The organism is Haloarcula sp. S1AR25-4 (assembly GCF_031624555.1).
GTDB classification, from domain to species: Archaea; Halobacteriota; Halobacteria; order Halobacteriales; family Haloarculaceae; genus Haloarcula; species Haloarcula pellucida.
In genome coordinates, this window is sequence record NZ_JAMQOR010000003.1 from 656,558 (window position 1) to 673,028 (window position 16,471).

General features: G+C 66.9%; 18 protein-coding genes and 1 tRNA gene. 5 read left to right on the forward strand and 14 right to left on the reverse strand.

Translation table 11 applies throughout. The features are described 5' to 3' along the window. Positions 1 to 44: 44 nt before the first annotated feature. Positions 45 to 758: an SIMPL domain-containing protein gene (locus NDI85_RS16805; RefSeq protein WP_188999314.1), complete on the reverse strand. Its 714-nt coding sequence runs from the start codon at positions 756 to 758 to the stop codon at positions 45 to 47. A 61-nt stretch (positions 759 to 819) separates the two neighbouring features. Then, positions 820 to 2,100 (reverse strand): TIGR00341 family protein, encoded by a 1,281-nt coding sequence (locus NDI85_RS16810; protein ID WP_188999311.1) that lies wholly within the window; start codon positions 2,098 to 2,100, stop codon positions 820 to 822. Positions 2,101 to 2,215: 115 nt separating this feature from the next. On the opposite strand from NDI85_RS16810, the gene engB reads away from it, so the two are divergent. Next, complete coding sequence (engB, locus tag NDI85_RS16815; RefSeq protein WP_188999307.1) at positions 2,216 to 2,833, forward strand: GTP-binding protein EngB; 618 nt, start codon at positions 2,216 to 2,218, stop codon at positions 2,831 to 2,833. Positions 2,834 to 2,987: 154 nt separating this feature from the next. Here engB and NDI85_RS16820 read toward each other — a convergent pair whose 3' ends face one another. The 6 genes from NDI85_RS16820 to NDI85_RS16845 form a co-directional block, all read right to left on the reverse strand. Beyond that, positions 2,988 to 4,340, reverse strand: a complete 1,353-nt coding sequence (locus tag NDI85_RS16820) for an ATP-binding protein (protein WP_310916409.1) — start codon at positions 4,338 to 4,340, stop codon at positions 2,988 to 2,990. A gap of 137 nt (positions 4,341 to 4,477) precedes the next feature. After that, positions 4,478 to 4,771 (reverse strand): stress response translation initiation inhibitor YciH, encoded by a 294-nt coding sequence (yciH, locus tag NDI85_RS16825; RefSeq protein ID WP_004516073.1) that lies wholly within the window; start codon positions 4,769 to 4,771, stop codon positions 4,478 to 4,480. 54 nt (positions 4,772 to 4,825) lie between these two features. Next, a complete protein-coding gene (locus tag NDI85_RS16830) occupies positions 4,826 to 7,048 on the reverse strand; it encodes a DUF3488 and DUF4129 domain-containing transglutaminase family protein (protein ID WP_396275539.1) in 2,223 nt (740 codons plus the stop codon). After that, positions 7,045 to 8,019, reverse strand: a complete 975-nt coding sequence (locus NDI85_RS16835) for a DUF58 domain-containing protein (RefSeq protein WP_188999299.1) — start codon at positions 8,017 to 8,019, stop codon at positions 7,045 to 7,047. The genes NDI85_RS16830 and NDI85_RS16835 overlap by 4 nt, the downstream gene beginning before the upstream one ends. 1 nt (position 8,020) lies before the next feature. Next, on the reverse strand, positions 8,021 to 8,980 hold the full coding sequence (locus NDI85_RS16840; protein WP_310916410.1) for a MoxR family ATPase: 960 nt from the start codon (positions 8,978 to 8,980) through the stop codon (positions 8,021 to 8,023). Positions 8,981 to 9,154: 174 nt separating this feature from the next. Beyond that, entirely contained in the window at positions 9,155 to 9,445 is a 291-nt protein-coding gene (locus NDI85_RS16845; RefSeq protein ID WP_310916411.1) for a hypothetical protein, read from the reverse strand. Positions 9,446 to 9,536: 91 nt separating this feature from the next. Between NDI85_RS16845 and NDI85_RS16850 the strand changes: the two genes are divergently transcribed. After that, complete coding sequence (locus tag NDI85_RS16850; protein ID WP_166968164.1) at positions 9,537 to 9,764, forward strand: hypothetical protein; 228 nt, start codon at positions 9,537 to 9,539, stop codon at positions 9,762 to 9,764. On the opposite strand, the gene NDI85_RS16855 is transcribed toward NDI85_RS16850, so the two are convergent. Together NDI85_RS16855 and NDI85_RS16860 are read right to left on the reverse strand one after the other, a co-directional pair. Then, positions 9,712 to 10,695 (reverse strand): 5,10-methylenetetrahydromethanopterin reductase, encoded by a 984-nt coding sequence (locus NDI85_RS16855; protein ID WP_310916412.1) that lies wholly within the window; start codon positions 10,693 to 10,695, stop codon positions 9,712 to 9,714. The two genes, NDI85_RS16850 and NDI85_RS16855, sit on opposite strands and share 53 nt — an antisense overlap. Further along, positions 10,682 to 11,455 carry a coenzyme F420-0:L-glutamate ligase gene (locus tag NDI85_RS16860; RefSeq protein ID WP_310916413.1) on the reverse strand — a complete coding sequence of 258 codons (774 nt, stop codon included), beginning with the start codon at positions 11,453 to 11,455 and terminating at the stop codon, positions 10,682 to 10,684. Before NDI85_RS16860 ends, NDI85_RS16855 begins: the two co-directional genes overlap by 14 nt. A gap of 126 nt (positions 11,456 to 11,581) precedes the next feature. Here NDI85_RS16860 and NDI85_RS16865 point away from each other — a divergent pair, with 126 nt between their 5' ends. Beyond that, a complete protein-coding gene (locus tag NDI85_RS16865; RefSeq protein ID WP_310916414.1) occupies positions 11,582 to 11,716 on the forward strand; it encodes a hypothetical protein in 135 nt (44 codons plus the stop codon). 12 nt (positions 11,717 to 11,728) lie between these two features. Here the strand turns inward: NDI85_RS16865 and NDI85_RS16870 are convergent, their stop codons facing one another. The 4 genes from NDI85_RS16870 to NDI85_RS16885 all read right to left on the reverse strand — a co-directional run bounded on the left by NDI85_RS16870 (position 11,729) and on the right by NDI85_RS16885 (position 14,389). Next, positions 11,729 to 12,217: a metallophosphoesterase family protein gene (locus tag NDI85_RS16870; protein ID WP_310916415.1), complete on the reverse strand. Its 489-nt coding sequence runs from the start codon at positions 12,215 to 12,217 to the stop codon at positions 11,729 to 11,731. A gap of 46 nt (positions 12,218 to 12,263) precedes the next feature. After that, positions 12,264 to 12,569, reverse strand: coding sequence for a winged helix-turn-helix transcriptional regulator (locus tag NDI85_RS16875; RefSeq protein ID WP_188999280.1), 306 nt, complete (start codon positions 12,567 to 12,569; stop codon positions 12,264 to 12,266). A 435-nt stretch (positions 12,570 to 13,004) separates the two neighbouring features. Continuing rightward, positions 13,005 to 13,655 carry a hypothetical protein gene (locus NDI85_RS16880; RefSeq protein ID WP_188999277.1) on the reverse strand — a complete coding sequence of 217 codons (651 nt, stop codon included), beginning with the start codon at positions 13,653 to 13,655 and terminating at the stop codon, positions 13,005 to 13,007. Between the two features lie 661 nt (positions 13,656 to 14,316). Then, a tRNA-Asp gene (locus NDI85_RS16885) sits at positions 14,317 to 14,389 on the reverse strand. Positions 14,390 to 14,677: 288 nt separating this feature from the next. Between NDI85_RS16885 and NDI85_RS16890 the strand changes: the two genes are divergently transcribed. Next, positions 14,678 to 14,905, forward strand: a complete 228-nt coding sequence (locus tag NDI85_RS16890) for a DNA-directed RNA polymerase subunit H (RefSeq protein WP_166968171.1) — start codon at positions 14,678 to 14,680, stop codon at positions 14,903 to 14,905. Beyond that, complete coding sequence (locus NDI85_RS16895) at positions 14,905 to 16,470, forward strand: DNA-directed RNA polymerase subunit B'' (protein ID WP_188999274.1); 1,566 nt, start codon at positions 14,905 to 14,907, stop codon at positions 16,468 to 16,470. The genes NDI85_RS16890 and NDI85_RS16895 overlap by 1 nt, the downstream gene beginning before the upstream one ends. The last annotated feature ends 1 nt before the right edge of the window (position 16,471 follow it).

The following is a 16,471-nucleotide window of genomic DNA, read 5'->3' on the forward strand; positions in this document are numbered from 1 at the left end:
AAAGTTCGTCCTCACTTAGTCCGGGGACGACTGCGCTCCGTTCGCTATTCGAGTTCGTAGGTCACCTGCACCGCAGCGTCGACGGTGACCGGGCCGGGCGAGATGGTCGTACTCCCGCCGGAGTCGGCGGCGAACGCGGCTTCCGTCCGAACGACGTATCGGCCGCTGTCGCTCGTCTGGATGGTGGCGACGCCGTCGACGTTCCGACCTTCGGCGGCGGCGACCGTCTCGGCGTCGGCACGGGCCCGCTCCATCGCCGTCGTCAGGGCGTCCTCACGCGCGTCCTGCCGGGTCGCCTCGCTCAGTTCGTAGCGGATGCCCTCCACGCGGTCCGCGCCCGCGTCGACGGCGGTATCGATGAGTGTCCCGACTGAGTCCACGTCGCTCGTCTCGGCTTCGACGGTGTGGACCGCGACGTAGCCGACCTGTTCACGGCCCGTCTCGGTGCGTTCGTACTCGGGATGGATGCTGAACCGTGAAGACGTGACGTTTGCCCCCTCGTCTTCGAGGGCTTGCTGGACGGCGCCGGCGTCACCGGTCAGGTTGTCCCGGGCGGCCGCGGCCGTCTCACCCCGACCGACGGCGGCGACGGTGACCGTCGCCCTGTCGGGTGCGCGCTCGACCGTCGCGTCCGCGCTGACGCTGACTGTCGCGTTCTCTGCCGTCGGCGTCCCGCCGCTGTCTGCGAGTGCGAAGCCGGCACCGCCGGCCAGGAGGACCGCCACGACGCCTGCGATCGCGAGTGGTTTGGAGACCATACCCACGCGAACGCCTGCCGACGTATTTAGCCCGTCGGACGCTCAAACCCGAATTTGACCGTCAGGCGGCCGTCTCGACGACGACGTAGTGGACCGACGTCTCGACGTCTCGGCCGGCGGCCGCGTCGGCGACCTCGTCCAGTTCCGCGGCCAGTCCGGGCGGGTCGGTGCCCGGCGGGATGCCCACCGTGATTACGACGCGGCGCGGTTCCTGGAAGATGACCGTGTTCGTCCGCTCGACTTCGACGGAGAGGACGCGGGCGGGCGCGTCGACGGCCCCTTCGATCTGGTCCTGTATCGCCGCCTCGGTCGTCGCTCGCTGGAACGAGTCCAGCGTGACGCCGCCCAGAAACGCCGACAACACGAGGATGGACGCCACGAGGACGCCGATTCGCTTGACCGTCGCCGACCGGGCGTTCCCCTCCCGAAACCAGTGTTCCGGGCGGTAGCCCTGATACCAGAGGCCGACGAGGACGGCGAGGTTGATAGAGAGGACGTTCACGAGGAGGAGGACGCCCGACCCGAGGCTGACCAGCGGTTCGCCCCACGCGATGCCGATACCCACCGTCGCCGCCGGGGGGATGAGCGCGACGGCTATCATCACCCCCACGAGCGCCGTCGAGACGCCCGACGTGAGGCTGATGACGCCGGCCGCGCCCGCGCCCAGTGCCACCACCAGCGAGAGGAAGTCGGGCGCGACTCGCTCGCGTATCTGCCCGACGGACGTCACCTCTGCGAGCGGCGGGATGACGTTGGCCGTCCGGACGAACACGGCGAAGACGGTGGCGCTGACGATAGCCAGTAGCAACCCGACCGCCTGCAACTTGACCCCGCGGACGAACAGTTCTTGGTCGTCGACGACGGTGCCGACGTTGGCGGTCATCGCCGGGCCGATGAGCGGCGCGATGACCATCGACCCGACGACGACGGCCGGCGAGTCGAGCAGGAGGCCGGCGGTGGCGATGACCGCGCTGATGACGGTCATGATGGCATACGTCGGGAGCGACGGGGCGAGGTCGTTGGCCTTCGAGGTCAGTTCCTCGCGGGCGATGCGGTCCTCGTCTTCCTCCTCGGCGAAGCGGTCTTCGAGTGCCTCGAACTGCCGTGAGATGACCGTGTTAGCGTCCACGACGACGGTGTATGCGTCGTCGTCGATACCCACCTCGCGCAGCGCTTCGAGGACGGGTTCTAAGGCGTTCGTCGGCAGCGGAAAGGAGACGACGGCGGCGATGTCGCGGTTGCTCGTCTCGTCGCTGACGACGTAGTCGATGCCCTCGTCGTCCAGCACGCCGAGCGCCGCCTCGCGCTTGCCCGTCGGGACCGAGAGATGTACCAACCGCACGGCTATCCGTGCGACGGCGGCGGACAAAAACCCGGGTGATGGCCGGTCCCGCGACCCGCCCTGCTCCGCCGCCGGAAACTGACGCGCTTTTCCCCGTCGGCGCTGTATCGGGGATATGTTCGAGTCACGCCCGGACCGCGACGCCGAAGTGGTGCTCGTCGGCCGGTCGAACGTCGGCAAGTCGACGCTGATGCGGGAGGTGACCGGCCACACCTTCGACACCGGACAGCGACCCGGTGTCACCCGGAGCCCAAACCACTACGACTGGACCGGTCCAGACTTCATGATCACCGACCTCCCCGGGTTCGGGTTCATGAAGGGCGTCCCCGAGGAAGTCCGCGAGGAGATAAAGACCGACGTCGTCCGCTACGTCGAGGAAAACGCCGAGAAGATTCTGGTCGGCATCCTCGTCGTCGACGGGAAGTCCGTCGTCGACATCATCGACCGCCACTCCGGCCCCGACGAGATCCCTCACGACGTCGAGATGTTCCACTTCCTCCGGGAGGTCGGCGTCGAACCCGTCGTCGCCGTCAACAAGATGGACAAGGTCGACGACGAGGACGAACGCCTGAACGACCTGTGTGACCGCCTCGGTCTCTATCCCCCGTGGAAGCAGTGGCAGGAGACCATCGCCCCCATCTCGGCGAAACGGGGCAACGTCTCGGCGCTGAACGAGGCGGTCCGACACCACCTCCACGAGGCCAAGCGCGACGACCTGTTCCAGTTCTTCTGAACGACCTTTTTCACCCGGGGCATCGCGCTCGCTGACGGCGAGCGCTCAACCCCGGGCCAAAAACGTCGATGAAAAAGGCGCGAAGCGCCAGCGGCGCTTCGCGTGAAACGGCGCTCGCGTCGCTCGCGCCGTACGCTTCGACTGGACGCTGCACCTACCCGTGGAGATCGACGTTCTCGACGTCGAATCTGACCGACCCGGCGGTGGCGTCGGTGAGCGAGAGCGTCCAGCCCTGGTCCTCCGCGACCGATTTCGCGATGTAGAGGCCGAACCCGGTGTTGCCTTCGACCGTCGTGTACCCGGCGTCGAACACTCGCTCGGGCGGACTGACCTCGATTTCGGGGCCGTCGTTCGCGACGTAGAACCCGGTGGACGTCGTGCCGACGGTGACGGTCGACGCCCCGTGTTCCAGCGCGTTCTGAAACAGGAACTGCAGGAGCAGGCTCGCGGACTCCTGGTCCGCGAGGAAGCGAGCGTCGCCGTCGATTTCGAGGGCCGCGTGCGCGTCGGCGACCGTCTCCCACACCTCCCGACTGAGTCGCGAGAGCCACACCGGCGTCTGTTCCTGTCGATCCGACTCTCTCGTCGAGAGTTGCACGACCGTATCGACCAGCGAGGAGATGCGCGACAGCGACTCCTCGATGGGTGCGGTCTGTGTGTCGTCGTCCAGTCGTTCGAGGCGTCCGTGTGCGATTTGCAGTTCGTTCCGCAACTCGTGGGCCGATACGAGCGCCACTTTCACCATCCGCTCGTGTTGGCGGCGCAGGTCGTGTTCGCGGGTCTTGCGCGCGGTGATGTCCTGTGTGAGCCCGACGAGTCCCTGAATCTCGCCGTCGGCGTCGTACCACGGGACCTTGCGGGTTCGCACGTACGGCGCCGCGAGGTCGAGAAACTCCTCGACGTCGATTCGGTCCACCTCCCCTTCGAGGATGTCCATCTCGTCGCGGTAGGCCGCCTCGCCGTGTTCGTCCGCCAGCTCCGATACCTCTCGGTCTGTGAGTCCCACTCGGTCGGTCGGCTCGTTGAACCCACGTCCCATCAGGACGTGTCGCGCCTGGTCGTCTTTCGCGTACAGGTGGTCCGGCATCTCGTTGAACAGCGAGAGCAACAGCGTCTCCATGGGCGAGGGCGACCGCCCGGCGACGGACGGCGCGTCACCGTCGAGGCTGGTCCCTATCGCGTCAACGACGGCCTGCGAACCGAGGTCCGGCGACGCGACGGCGCGGACGTCGAGGTCGTCCGGCACTACCGCCGGGTCGACGCCCACGACGACGACGGGGAGGTCGGGAAACAGTTTCGTGACGCCGTAGGCGATGTCTGTCCCTGACTGGCCACCGACGGTCGCCGTGAGGACGAGACACTGATAGACGCCGTGTGTCAGTTCGTCGAAGACGTTCCGACGGTCGGTCAGTACGGTGACTGCAACGGCCTCCTCGTCGAATCCCGACTCGAGTTCGGCTGCCTCGTCGTCGGCGACGACGAGTACCGACTTCGGGTCTCCCCCCATCTATGGCCAGTACAAAGATATGTTCGAACGTTACTGTTTCGGCTGGTCGTTCCGATGGTTGCTCGGAGTCGGGCCACCCGCGCGACTGTCGGCACTCGTATCGTAGCTACCACAGAACCGTTCTGACGGTCAGGAGGTCAGGCGACGTTGAAGCCTTTGTCGCGGAGGAAGTCCTCGACGCGACCAGTGTGGTTGCCCTGGAGCTCGATTTGCCCGTCTTCGACGGTCCCGCCGCAGGCGAACTTGCTCTTCAAGTCCGAGGACAGCGAGTCCATGTCGACGTCTTTCGGGTCGAACCCCTCGATGATCGTTACCTCCTTACCGTAGCGGCGCTCGTCGATGCGGATGTTAATCTCCTGGGACTCTTTGGCGACGTCCTCGCAGACGCAGAGCTCCTCAGGCAGCCCGCACGTCGAGCAGACTTCCGACATTACATCGGGGCGTACGAAACCTTCGTATTAAACACTGTCGGGGGAAAGCGGAACTTACCGATTCGAGACGATGCTATCGGCGATTTCGACGGCCTCATCGGCTGCTTCTTCCGAGACAGTCCCACCGTACCGGAGTCGCTCGCGGAGGATTGCGAGGCGACGGACGTCCTCGCCAGCGTCGACGTCGTCCAGATAGTCCCGGACCGTCTCGCCGCTCTCGCGAGGCCGGTACTCGTCGTCGAGGACGTACATCGCCCGTTGGAACGCCTGCTCGACGTCCGCCTCGGGGTCCTCGCGGCGCTGGTATCGGAGCCAGATGGCCCGTGAGACGCGCTTCGTGACGCCCGACCGACGGAGGCCGGCGGCCGTCCCCAGCAGCGCGACCAGTCCCAGCGCCGTCTCCTCGCGGGACGGCAGGTCCGGGAGGGTCGGGCCCGCCGGCCCCTCGGTACTGCTGTTCTCGCTACCCTCGTCGAACGGGGTCGCCGTCTCGTTGCTGGTGTTGGCTGGCGTCGACGTCTCCGTCGTCTCGTTCGTCTCGGTCAGCGGCGGCGGAGTCGGCGTCTCAGTCTCGGTGAAATTGGAGTCGTTGCCCGTCTCACCCGTGTCGACCGCACCGTCTCCCTCGGAGCGGGCCTCCTCGATGCGTGCCTGTTCGGCCGCCGCACGTGGCTCGCTCGGCGTCGGGTCGAACTGGATCCAGCCGTGGTCGGGGAAGAAGACCTCGACCCACGCGTGTGAGTCGAGGCCGCGGACCACCCAGCGGTTCTCGTCGACTTGCTCGCCGGGCGTGTAGCCGACGGCCATCCGCGCGGGGATGTCCTGACTCCGCAGCATCGTCACCATCGTCGTCGCGAAGTAGACGCAGTAGCCCCGGTCCATCGCGTGGAGGAACCGGTCGGCGACGTTCCGCTCGGGCCGTTCGACGTCGAGCGAGTACTCCCGGTTGTTCTGGAGCCACTGTTCGACGACGAGCGCCGTCTCGTAGGGGTTCTGTGCGTTCTCGGTCAGCGTCGCCGTCGTCTCGCCGACTCGGCCTGGCGTACTCTCGGGCAGTTGCAGATAGCGGCGGGTCACTCTGTCGGGATACTCGGTCCCGGCCTCGCGCAACTGTCGCGGCGTCGCGACCGGCACCTCGCTCACGACCTGGTAGCTGTCGCCGGCAGTGAGGTCGCCGACGGGCTGGAAGCCATCGTGCGTCGTGAGCTTGACGTCTACGTCCCCGTCGTATCGCACCGGCTTCCAGACGGCGGGGACCGTGCCGATGTCCGACTCGGCCTCGAAGGACTGGCGGACCGTCCGACTGTCGCCTGGCGGTTCGGCGAGACGGGTCCCGTCGTACGGACTGCTGTTGCCCGTCCGGACCCACCCGTCGCCGGTGTAACGGTCGTACGCGGCGACGCGCCAGTACCGCGCTGCCTCGCTCTCGACGGTGTATCGGACCGTCGGGGTCAGCGAGATATCCCCTTGAATCGTCATCGACTCGTCGGCGTCGACGAGACTCCCCTCGACGGTCGCCTGCTCCTCGTCGACGAAGGACAGCGACGTGCCGGAGACCGACGGTAGTCGTGAGAGGACCGCCGGCACGACGATGACCGCCGCCAACTGTTCGAGGACGCTACGGCGGCCCGAGTCGACGCCCTGATCGTCAACCGTGGCCGACGCACCCGTCGCGACCGACCCCCCGGCGCCCGGTGACTGCCGCTCGTCGGGATGGTCGATGGTGTCGAGCGTGCCGAACCCGATAGTCGCGAACGCACCGACGACGCCGAGCAACGTCGTCACTACGTCTGCGTCCGTCGTCAGGACGAAGAAGCCGAGCGCCGTCCCGGCCGCGAGCGTCGCCGTGACGTACCACCGCCGGAGCGCGAAGTACGTCGTGAGAAACACCGGCGCGGGCGCAAAGGAGATGACCCACAGGCGGACGTTGGCTATCTGGAGCAGTCGACGACCGGTCAACAGCGCCACGGTGTCCCGGAGGAGGGCGGACAACGCCGGGTCCGTCGAGAGGTTCGTGACGTACCACACGAGACCGGCGCCGAACAGGACCGCACCCACAGTGATGGCGAGGATCGGATGCAACACTCGTGCGAGGACGGCCGCCGCGGCCAGCGACACGGCCGTCACGACGAGAAACACCGTCGGCGACCCGACCACGTCGATGAGGTGATACATCGTCCGGAGCGGCGCGCCGAGTGCGAGTGCGACCGACAGGAGCGCCAGCAGTCGCGTCTCGTCCCACGGCACCCGCCTGCGGACGCGAGCGACGACGCTCACGACCCCACCTCCCCGGCGAGCGGGTTGTCGTGACTCACCGTCACGTCCTCGAAGGCCTGCTGTTGCCCCTCGACGGTGACGGTGACGCCATCGTCGTCTGCGGTCACCAGCACGTCCGCGTCGCCGCTCCGTCCCGTCGTCCCGGCCCCGGTGCGTGCGAGCGTCTCCAGCAGGCGAACCCGGTGGGTGTCGCCGTAGCCAGCGTCGACGCTCCCGCCGGGTGTCACCAGTTCGACGGCGAGGCCGCTCTCGAGTGCGCCCATCGTCACCGTCGCGGCGGCGGCCGCCATCTCGTCGGCGTAGTCGTCGTCGGCCTCCGCGACGACGACGAGGCCGCGGTCGCTGTTCCGGTCGGCGAACTCCTTGACGAGCAAGTCGTCGCGCTTCGCGCTGGACTTCCAGTGGACGTCTCGCAGGGAGTCGCCGGGGACGTACTCTCGTAGTCGGTCGAACGCCTGTCGGTCGTCGGCGTCGGGGACGAGCGTTCGGACGAACGCTTCCGGTCCGCCCAGTCGATACACGGGCGGATACACCAGCACGTCGTCGGTCACGTCGACGGTGGTCGAGGCGGCGACGAGGCCGAGCGAGTCCGTCAGCCGAACGTCGACCGGACCGACGCGGTGCTCGCCGCGTCGCTCGTAGGTCACGTCGTAACTGACGCTCGCCGGCAGGGAGCGAACGGTCGTCGCCGCCCCGTCAATGCCCCGAGAGAGGCGGTCGGTGATTCGGGCGACGCCGCTCCCGTCGACGGTCAGTTCGACGGTCCGGCGCTCGCCGGGAAACCCGCGCCGGGGTGGCTGGCGCTCGACCGTCGGCGTGCCGGCCCAGTACACCTGTCCGGCGGCGACGCCGAGGGCGACCAGCAGTGGGCCAGCGACCGCACCGAGTGCCTGCTGGCCGAACTGCGTGCCGATGGCGACGGCGGCGCCGGCAACCAACAAGACACCGACGCCGCGACGTGTCGGTCGCATCTTACTCGACGTCGACCGTCTTCAGGGCCGCGGTGACGAGGTCTACGGCCGTCTGCTCGCTGCTGTCGGTCCGAATCCGGTGGGGCAGCACCACGGGGGCTTCCTGCTGGACGTCGTCGGGGACGACGTACGCGCGGTTGTTCAGGACCGCCCGGGCCTGTGCGGCACGCAACAGCGAGATGCTGCCGCGTGGGCTGACGCCCAACTCGGCGTGGTCACGGGTGTAGCGGGCCAGTCGCGTCGCGTAGGACCGAATCGGCTCCTCGACGGTCACGTCGGCGACGGTGTCCCGGGCCGCCTGCAGGTCTTCGAGCGTCGCGACCGGCTTCAGCTCCTCTATCGGGTGGTGGCCGACCACCTCGCCGAGCATCGCCGTCTCCTCGCCCGCCTCGGGGTAGCCCAGATGCAGTTTCGTCATGAACCGGTCGAGTTCGGCCATCGGCAGGTCGTAGGCCTTGTTCTGCTCGACGGTGTTCTGCGTGGCGATGACGGTGAACGGTTGCGGGACGCTGTGGGTCGTCCCGTCGACGGAGACCTGTCCCTCCTCCATGGCTTCGAGCAGCGCCGACTGGGTCTTCGGCGGCGCGCGGTTGATTTCGTCGCCCAGCACGACGTTGCCGAAGATGGGGCCGCGGCGGAACTCGAACTCCTGTGTCTTCTGGTTGAAGACGTTGACCCCGGTGACGTCGGTCGGTAGCAGATCCGGCGTGAACTGGACGCGCTTGAACTCGCCGTCGAACGAGGCGGCGACGGACCGGGCGAGCATCGTCTTGCCGACGCCGGGGACGTCCTCCAACAGGATGTGACCACGGCCCAGCATCGCCGTCACGATGTGCTCGATCTCCTCGTGGTGGCCGACGATGACCTCCTCTACGTTCTCGATTACCTGTGTCGCGACGCGGGTCGCGTCGCGGAGCGCACTGTCCGACTGTCGGCCGCGTGTAGTGTCCGTATCTGTCATGAGTGGAGGGTCCGCACCGTGGCGACAGACCACAGGGCGTGTTCCGCTCTGGTACGACGCCGAGTAAGTGTCTTCTCCCCGTGCCCATCGCCGCTGTGCGAAGTTCCAGTTGCCCGTTGTTCGGGGCGAGAATACGTAACTCTGCTGGATGCGCACCTGTGACACACGACCGTGTCAGGACCTGTCCCACTCCTTGCAATCTGTACAGACGAGGACGCCGTCCTGTTCCCAGCGACGTTCCACGACCTCGTCACACGCCGCACACTGCGCGCCCTCGCCGGTCCACGCGTAGGTTGTCGTCGCCGGCGTCGGGTCGTCCTCGGCCGTCGGTTTGGCGTCGGCGGCCTCGTTCGGACGCTCTTTGGCGGCCGACGCCGTCTCACCGTCGCTCTCGTCGTTCGCGCTGGTGTCGCCCTCGTCGCCCGCACCGCCGACGAACTGGTCTAGCGAGGCGTCTTCTCCCATGGCGCGCAGTGCGGTCGGGAGCGCCAAATAGCTGTGTGGCTCGGTCGCCGCGAACGGAAGCACAAAGTGGGGCGACTGCTAAGCGGCGCGTATGCAAGGGCTACTCACACAGCTTATCCAGAGTATCGTCGAAATGCCGGCTCGGTTCGCCGACGTCGCACTCGCCGACCCGCTGTCGGCCATCCTCATCCTCTTCGGGACGCTGTTCGTCGGCGCCGCCTCCGTCGTCTTCGGCTACCTGACGCTGGGTGCGGCCCTCTCGCTGTTCATTCGGCCGGGGAGTACTGGCCGTTCACCGCCGCCCCGAGAAGCGAGATAGCCCGCTCTACGTCGGGACCCAGTGGCGACGCGAAGACGACGCTGTCGGCGTGTTCTCGGAGCGCTTCGGTTCGCTCGGCGACGTCCGCTGGCGTGCCAGCGATGCAAAACGCCTCTAGCATCGGCTCCGTGACGAGACCGAACGCCTCCTCGAACTCGCCGGCCGAGATGGCGTCGCCGACGTCGCTTGCCACCTCGTGGTCGATGCCGTGGCGGTCTAGCACCGGCGGCGGCGACCCGGCGGCGACGAACGCGACCGGCGGTCGAGCGGCCGCTCTCGCTTGTTCTGCGTCCTCGGCGACGGAGACGCTGGCGTAGGCCGCGAGGTCGAACTCGGTGTCGGCGACGCGGTCCTCGGCCATCTCCTCGACCTGTTCGCGGGCCCACGCGAGGTCCGTCGGGTGCGCGCCGTTGTACAGCGCGCCGTCGGCGTGTTTCGCGGCCATCCGCGTCATGTGTGGCCCCTGTGCGCCGACGTAGACCGGAATCTCCCCGACCTCGTAGTTCAGGCCCGCGTCGTCGGCCGTGAAGGTGCCGTCGTGGTCGACGCGTTCGCCGTCCCAGAGGCGCTGGGCGACCTTGAACGTCTCCAGCACGCGCCGGAGGGCGTCGTCGTGGTCGAACCCGAGGTTGCGGATGGTGGACTTGTCGCCGGGGCCGACGCCGAAGAGGGCGCGGCCGTCGCTCATCTCCGCCAGCGTCGCCGTCCGCGAGGCCAGCGTCACAGGATGGGTCTCGTAGGGGTTGGCGATGCCGGGCCCGAGCAGTATCTCGTCGGTCCGACTGGCCATCCCGCCCAGCGCCATGAACTGGTCGCGGTTGTTGTAGTGGTGGCTGGCGAAGACGGCGTCGAAGCCCGCCTCTTCGGCCTGCACGGCGAAGTCGGATAGCTGTGCGACTGGGTGTTCCGGAGTGAGTTCAATCCCGTACATGAGACCATTCCCTGAGCGCCTGCCGGACGACGTCTTTCTCCGGCGAGCGGTAGAGGTCGTCGCTGCCGCCGTGGTCGCCGAACTCGAAGCCGCGGATGCGGGCGACCGGCGTCCCGCCGGCCCCCTCGCCGGTGACGAGGTTGCCCGCGGCGGCGAGTTCGTCGACGACGGCCTGCACCGTGACGCCGAGTTCGCGCCCGTCCCTGTCGTGTTCGCCGCGCCAGTCCCGGGCGGCGTGGATGCCGGCCCAACCGAGCGCGACGCCTCGCTGTCCGAGGCGGAACGGCCGGCCCGAGGTGTCCGTGACGACGACCGCGACGTCCGCGCCGGTTCGCTCGCGGACCCCCGCCCGAATCCGCTCGGCGCAGTCGGTCGGGTCCTCGGGGAGCAACAGCAGGTCGGCGTCGGGCACGTTCGAGCGGTCGATGCCCGCGTTGACCGTGATGTGGCCGAAGTGCGTGACCGCGAGGATAAACGGCGCGTCGAGGATAATCTCCTCGCTCTCTTCGAGGACCGCCTGTGCGAAGCGGGGGTCTTTCTCCTCGTCGGCGATGGCGGCGATACGGTCGGCGATGTCGCGGGCGCGCTCGCTCGTCTCGAAGTCGCCGAGGTCGGCCTGCCGACCCGCCGCCTTCGAGACGATGGTGCTGGCCACGCAGAGCACGTCGCCGTCCTGCAGGTCCGTACACTCGGCGACGAGTTCGGCCACGTCGTCGCCGGGGCGGACCTCGGGCAGTCCCTCGACCGCGAAGACGTCCATACTCCCCCTGCGGGTTCCGCGGGAAAAAGGACGCCGTTAGTAGCAAGCACGTCCAACGGTGGCAACCGCTGCCGGTAGCGCGTCCGTGGGGTTTGGTCCGGGCCCGCAGCGACGGTATGGGCGCCCGTGACGCCCGGTGTGCTGGCGTCGCTCCCGGCCGCCCTGCTCCGCCCGGTCGGCACCGTCGGGACCGTGGGATGTCTCTGGGCGCTGTGGCGTCTCGTCGGTGGGTCGCGACGCGACTCGACGACGCGGCCCTGAGAAATCCGGCGGCTACTGTTCGTGGAGCGTCACGTCGAGGTCGCCGTCGGCGACGGTCGCGGTCAGCATCGTCGCTCGGTCCGCGGGCGACGCGCCCGTCGCGCTCCCGGGGTTCAAGAGGCGCACGCCGCCGTGGGTCGTGTCCAGCACCTCGTGGGTGTGGCCCGCGACGCCGACGGCGTCCGGTCCCGCCTCCTCCCGAACGATGCCGGCCACCCGGTCCTCGTAGCCGCGGCGCGACCCGGTGCCGTGCGTGACGACGAACGTGACGCCGCCGAGGTCGACCGTCGCCACGTCCGGCAGGCCGATTCTGGGGTCCATGTTCCCGCCCGCGGCCGTGAGGCGGGGGGCCATCGCCCTGACGTTCGACAGCGCCCCCTCGCTATCGAAGTCGCCGGCGTGGACGACGTGGTCGACGGCCTCGATGCGCTCGCGAAACGCGTCGGGTATCGCCGTCGCTCGCGAGGGGATGTGCGTGTCGCTGATGAGTGCGACGTCCATAGAAACGGATTCGACGGCCCCGGTGAAAACGGTTCGCCGGTCTGTGTCACTCGGCCGTTTCGGTCGCCGGGATGAGCCCTCCGAGTTCTTCGAGTCGGTCGACGAGGTCGTCGATACCCTCGTTGATAGCCGCCACGCGCTGGTCGATGTCGTCCGCCGGGATCGCCCCCTGTGGCGTCGGATCGATTAGCTCGTCGTCTTCCAGCATCCGCAGCGAGTACCGTACCTTGTGTTCGGGGATGTCCGTCTCCTCAGAGAGCCGAACGATACCGATCGGTCCCTGTTCGATGACGACTTCCAGAATCGCGAGGTCCCTGCTCTCCTTTTCCACCTGATTGGCGAGTCGCTCCATGCCCATTGAGAATCGTACCTACGATTACGTGTGACACTATATAAACGCCTCCGTTGTGGGCGCGTCACTGCCCGTGTCGGTCTCTACGGGTGGCACGTTCTTCCCGTTCGGGGTCCGAAGGTCACGCTCTCGCCATCGCTTCACGGGTCACTCCGTTCCCCGTTCCGCCGAGGGTCTTCGCTCGGCTCAGACCCTCGCTTTCGAGGTGGGCCGCTCGCTTCGCTCGCTCCCCACCCTACTCACGGCTCACTATATTCACCGTTCGTACTCCGAGACCGTTCCCTCCGGTCACGCTCTAGCCATCGCTTCACGGGTCACTTCGTTCCCCGTTTCGCCGAGGGTCTTCGCTCCGCTCAGACCCTCGCTACTGCTCGCGGTTCACTCCGGTCACCGCTCGCTTTCGAGGTGGACCGCTCGCTTCGCTCGCGCCCCACCCTACTCCTCTACGGGTGTCCGCCGCAACTCGTCCAGTTGGTCCCTGAGCTTCGACAACTCCGTCTCTAACTCCTCTCGCCGGTCGATGAGCGTACTCAGTTCCTCGGTGTTGACGGAGTAGTCGTTTTCTAAGGCGACGTCGAGGCCGTCGGTCGTCGCCGACGCGAGGTCCGTCGCCACCCGCAACACCTCGCTCGGTGTCCCTCGTGATTCGTACAACTGCTGGTCGCCAGAGAGCGGACTGTACGTGATCATCGGTGACTCGACGGTGTGGTGGTAAGTGACCGTGTAGCTGGTGTCGGTCACCGGGTTTAGCCGGTCCTCCGCTCGCTCCGTGCGCACGATATTGAACGGTTCGGCGAGCGTCGAGTACGTCTCTGCGAGGTCGCGCAGGCGGTCGGCGGCGGTCACGTCCAGTTGGGCCTCCACGTCGCCGAAGAACTGCCGGGAGGTGGTGAGGCTGAACGCGACGGTGTAGAACACCGACTCGTCGCTGTCGGCGAGGTTCCGGAGACGCTCGCGAACCTCCTCGTGGCGCCCCTCGATGGTCAACTTCTCCAGTTCCTCCAGTAGCGCCCGCACGCCCTCCTCGCGTTCGAGGAACGCCTCGACGATGGCGCCGGGCATCTCCTCGCCGTCCACGTCGTCCATGCTCCCTGTTGGAACGGCGCCACTAAACAGTCTGTCGGCGTCTGACCGTCGTGTTCAGGTAGCGGTATCAGTGTCAGAGCGCCCCGATGCTCTCGGCGCCCGCGACTCGCTGCGCGTTTTGCGTGGGCCGTCGTCGAGGGTCGCTGAGAGTGCGGCCGTACGCCCGTCCGAGCAGCCAGCTTCCGTGGGCCGCTCTGACCGTCTGAACCGCGCTGCTCCGTGATCGTCTCGTCACTACACATCGTCCACCGCGGGTGGGACAAAGCCTATGCCGGACTGCTGTTAGTGTCTGTACGTCCGCCGTCGCGGCGGGCCTATGACAGGGAGAGGGGGAACTCCCCCTCACGCGCCGCAGTTCTCGGCCCGCGTGTATGGTTATACCGTCGCTACCAGTCGTTATCGGTCCTGAGGCCCGCATTTGTCGTCTCGCGTGAGTCGACTCCCTCGCAGTCACACAGCGAACTCGGGACGGGCCGACGAAACGCGCCGCTTGTCGATTTGAGTTCGAAGAAGCGCCCGGAGCGGGATTTGAACCGGAGTCAGACGGTTCTCCCTCCGGCCGCTGCGCACGACTGGCAGGGTTCGACTCAGCTCGTCTACGTTTCGACGCTCACGGAGACGAGCACACGCGATGCTCGTCGGAATAGTTCGCGTCAGAAAGCGCCCGGAGCGGGATTTGAACCCGCGTCACGACCGTGACAGGGTCGTATGATGGGCCACTACACCATCCGGGCACGCTGCCTTGCTGCATTCATTCGTATCCCGGTGGTAGTATTAAGGCTTTCCAAAGGAAGGCGCCCTGTTATGGGTACCCGTGACGGGACCCAAACTTCTATATCCGGTCTGGCCGAACTGGCTGGTACGAGAGGCCATCCCACGGCCGCCTGTGTGCGGGCGCTGTGGGGCTCGATAGCTACAGCAGGCCAAGTTGGTAAGTGTTATATGCGTCCCGACAATACCGACCTGTAGTATCTCGTGACAGCCACCTTCTCCAGCAGCAGGCCCCACGCACGCACACACACATGGTAGATGTAAGTCAACACGACCTCGTCCCCGACCACAGCGTCGTCGACGAGGACGACCTCGAGGCAGTGCTCGACGAGTACGACATCAAGAAGACCGACCTCCCGAAGATCAAACGCGCCGACCCGGGACTCCCGGACGACGCGGAGGTCGGCGATGTCATCCGCATCGAACGCGACTCGCGAACGACCGATACGGCAGTCGTCTATCGACTGGTGGTGGAATAATGGACACACAGGACCGACGCGCGATTTCGCGCGAGTATTTCGCGAAGGAACGGCTCGCAGAACATCACTTCCGCTCGTTCAACGCCTTCCTCGACCGAGGGATGCAACAGGTCGTCGACGAGAAAGAGACCATCGACACCGACATCGGCGACAAGGAGGGACAGGAACCGGTGTGGGTCGAACTCGGCGACGTCCGCGTCGTCACCCCCCGAGTGCGGGAAGCCGACGGGAGCGAGGAACTGCTCTACCCGCAGGAGGCCCGACTCCGGAACATCACCTACTCCGCGCCGGTGTTCATGGAGATGGCCATCGTCCGCGGCGGCGAGGAAGAACCCGAGGAAGTCGTCGACCGGACCGAGACCAAGATCGGGCGCATGCCCATCATGGTCGGATCGAACAAGTGTAACATCGCCGGCTTCTCCGACGAGGAACTCATCGACATCGGCGAGGACCCCGCCGACCCCGGCGGCTACTTCTGTGTCAACGGCTCCGAGCGAGTCCTGATGACCAGCGAGGACCTCGCGCCGAACAAGATTCTCGCGGAGTACGACACCAAGTACGGCGACGAAGTGCAGGTCGCTAAGACGTTCTCCCAGCGCCGTGGCTACCGCGCACTCGTTCTCTGTGAGCGCACCCGCGACGGCCTGCTGGAAGTCTCTTTCCCGTCTGTCTCCGGCAGCATCGACTTCGTGACGCTCGTGCGCGCGCTGGGACTCGAATCCGACGAGGAGATCGTCCACCGCGTCTCCGAGGACCCGGAAATCGTGAAGTTCATGCTCGAAAACCTCGAGGAAGCCGAGGTCCAGACGACCGAGGAAGCCATCGAGACGCTCGGTCAGCGCGTCGCCTCCGGGCAGGGCAAGAACTACCAGCTCAAACGCGCCAACTACGTCATCGACCGCTACCTCCTGCCACACCTCCACGAGGAGGGCGTCGACGAGGAAGAAGTCCGCATCAACAAGGCGTACTACCTCTGCCGGATGGCCGAGGCCTGCTTCGAACTCGCCCTCGAACGGCGCGAGTCCGACGACAAGGACCACTACGCCAACAAGCGGCTGAAGGTAAGCGGCGACCTGATGACCGACCTGTTCCGGACGGCGCTGAACAAGCTCGCCCGGGACGTGAAGTACCAGCTCGAACGCGCGAACATGCGGAACCGACAGCTCTCTGTCTCCACTGTCGTCCGCTCGGACGTGCTGACCGAACGACTCGAACACCCCATCGCGACGGGGAACTGGGTCGGTGGCCGCTCCGGTGTCTCCCAACTGGTCGACCGGACCGACTTCATGGGGGTTCTCTCACACCTCCGACGGTTGCGCTCGCCACTCTCGCGCTCGCAACCGCACTTCGAAGCGCGTGACCTGCACGCGACCCAGTGGGGTCGCATCTGTCCCTCCGAGACGCCGGAGGGACCGAACTGTGGGCTGGTGAAGAACTTCGCGCAGGCGATGGAGCTCTCACAGGACGTCGAAGACGCACAGGGTCTCAAACAGGAACTCGCAGATATGGGGGTCCAGGGCATCCCCGGTATCGAATCCATCCAACAGCAGCCCGCGGACGACTAAC

Coding starts and splice junctions, on each gene's coding strand:
- NDI85_RS16860 (WP_310916413.1), bottom strand. CDS start 11,455: ATGGACGTCTTCGCGGTCGAGGGACTGCCCGAGGTCCGCCCCGGCGAC.
- NDI85_RS16875 (WP_188999280.1), bottom strand. CDS start 12,569: ATGGAGCGACTCGCCAATCAGGTGGAAAAGGAGAGCAGGGACCTCGCG.
- NDI85_RS16820 (WP_310916409.1), bottom strand. CDS start 4,340: ATGGGGGGAGACCCGAAGTCGGTACTCGTCGTCGCCGACGACGAGGCA.
- yciH (WP_004516073.1), bottom strand. CDS start 4,771: ATGTCGGAAGTCTGCTCGACGTGCGGGCTGCCTGAGGAGCTCTGCGTC.
- NDI85_RS16835 (WP_188999299.1), bottom strand. CDS start 8,019: ATGCGACCGACACGTCGCGGCGTCGGTGTCTTGTTGGTTGCCGGCGCC.
- engB (WP_188999307.1), top strand. CDS start 2,216: ATGTTCGAGTCACGCCCGGACCGCGACGCCGAAGTGGTGCTCGTCGGC.
- NDI85_RS16845 (WP_310916411.1), bottom strand. CDS start 9,445: ATGGGAGAAGACGCCTCGCTAGACCAGTTCGTCGGCGGTGCGGGCGAC.
- NDI85_RS16855 (WP_310916412.1), bottom strand. CDS start 10,695: ATGTACGGGATTGAACTCACTCCGGAACACCCAGTCGCACAGCTATCC.
- NDI85_RS16870 (WP_310916415.1), bottom strand. CDS start 12,217: ATGGACGTCGCACTCATCAGCGACACGCACATCCCCTCGCGAGCGACG.
- NDI85_RS16880 (WP_188999277.1), bottom strand. CDS start 13,655: ATGGACGACGTGGACGGCGAGGAGATGCCCGGCGCCATCGTCGAGGCG.
- NDI85_RS16890 (WP_166968171.1), top strand. CDS start 14,678: ATGGTAGATGTAAGTCAACACGACCTCGTCCCCGACCACAGCGTCGTC.
- NDI85_RS16805 (WP_188999314.1), bottom strand. CDS start 758: ATGGTCTCCAAACCACTCGCGATCGCAGGCGTCGTGGCGGTCCTCCTG.
- NDI85_RS16895 (WP_188999274.1), top strand. CDS start 14,905: ATGGACACACAGGACCGACGCGCGATTTCGCGCGAGTATTTCGCGAAG.
- NDI85_RS16840 (WP_310916410.1), bottom strand. CDS start 8,980: ATGACAGATACGGACACTACACGCGGCCGACAGTCGGACAGTGCGCTC.
- NDI85_RS16850 (WP_166968164.1), top strand. CDS start 9,537: ATGCAAGGGCTACTCACACAGCTTATCCAGAGTATCGTCGAAATGCCG.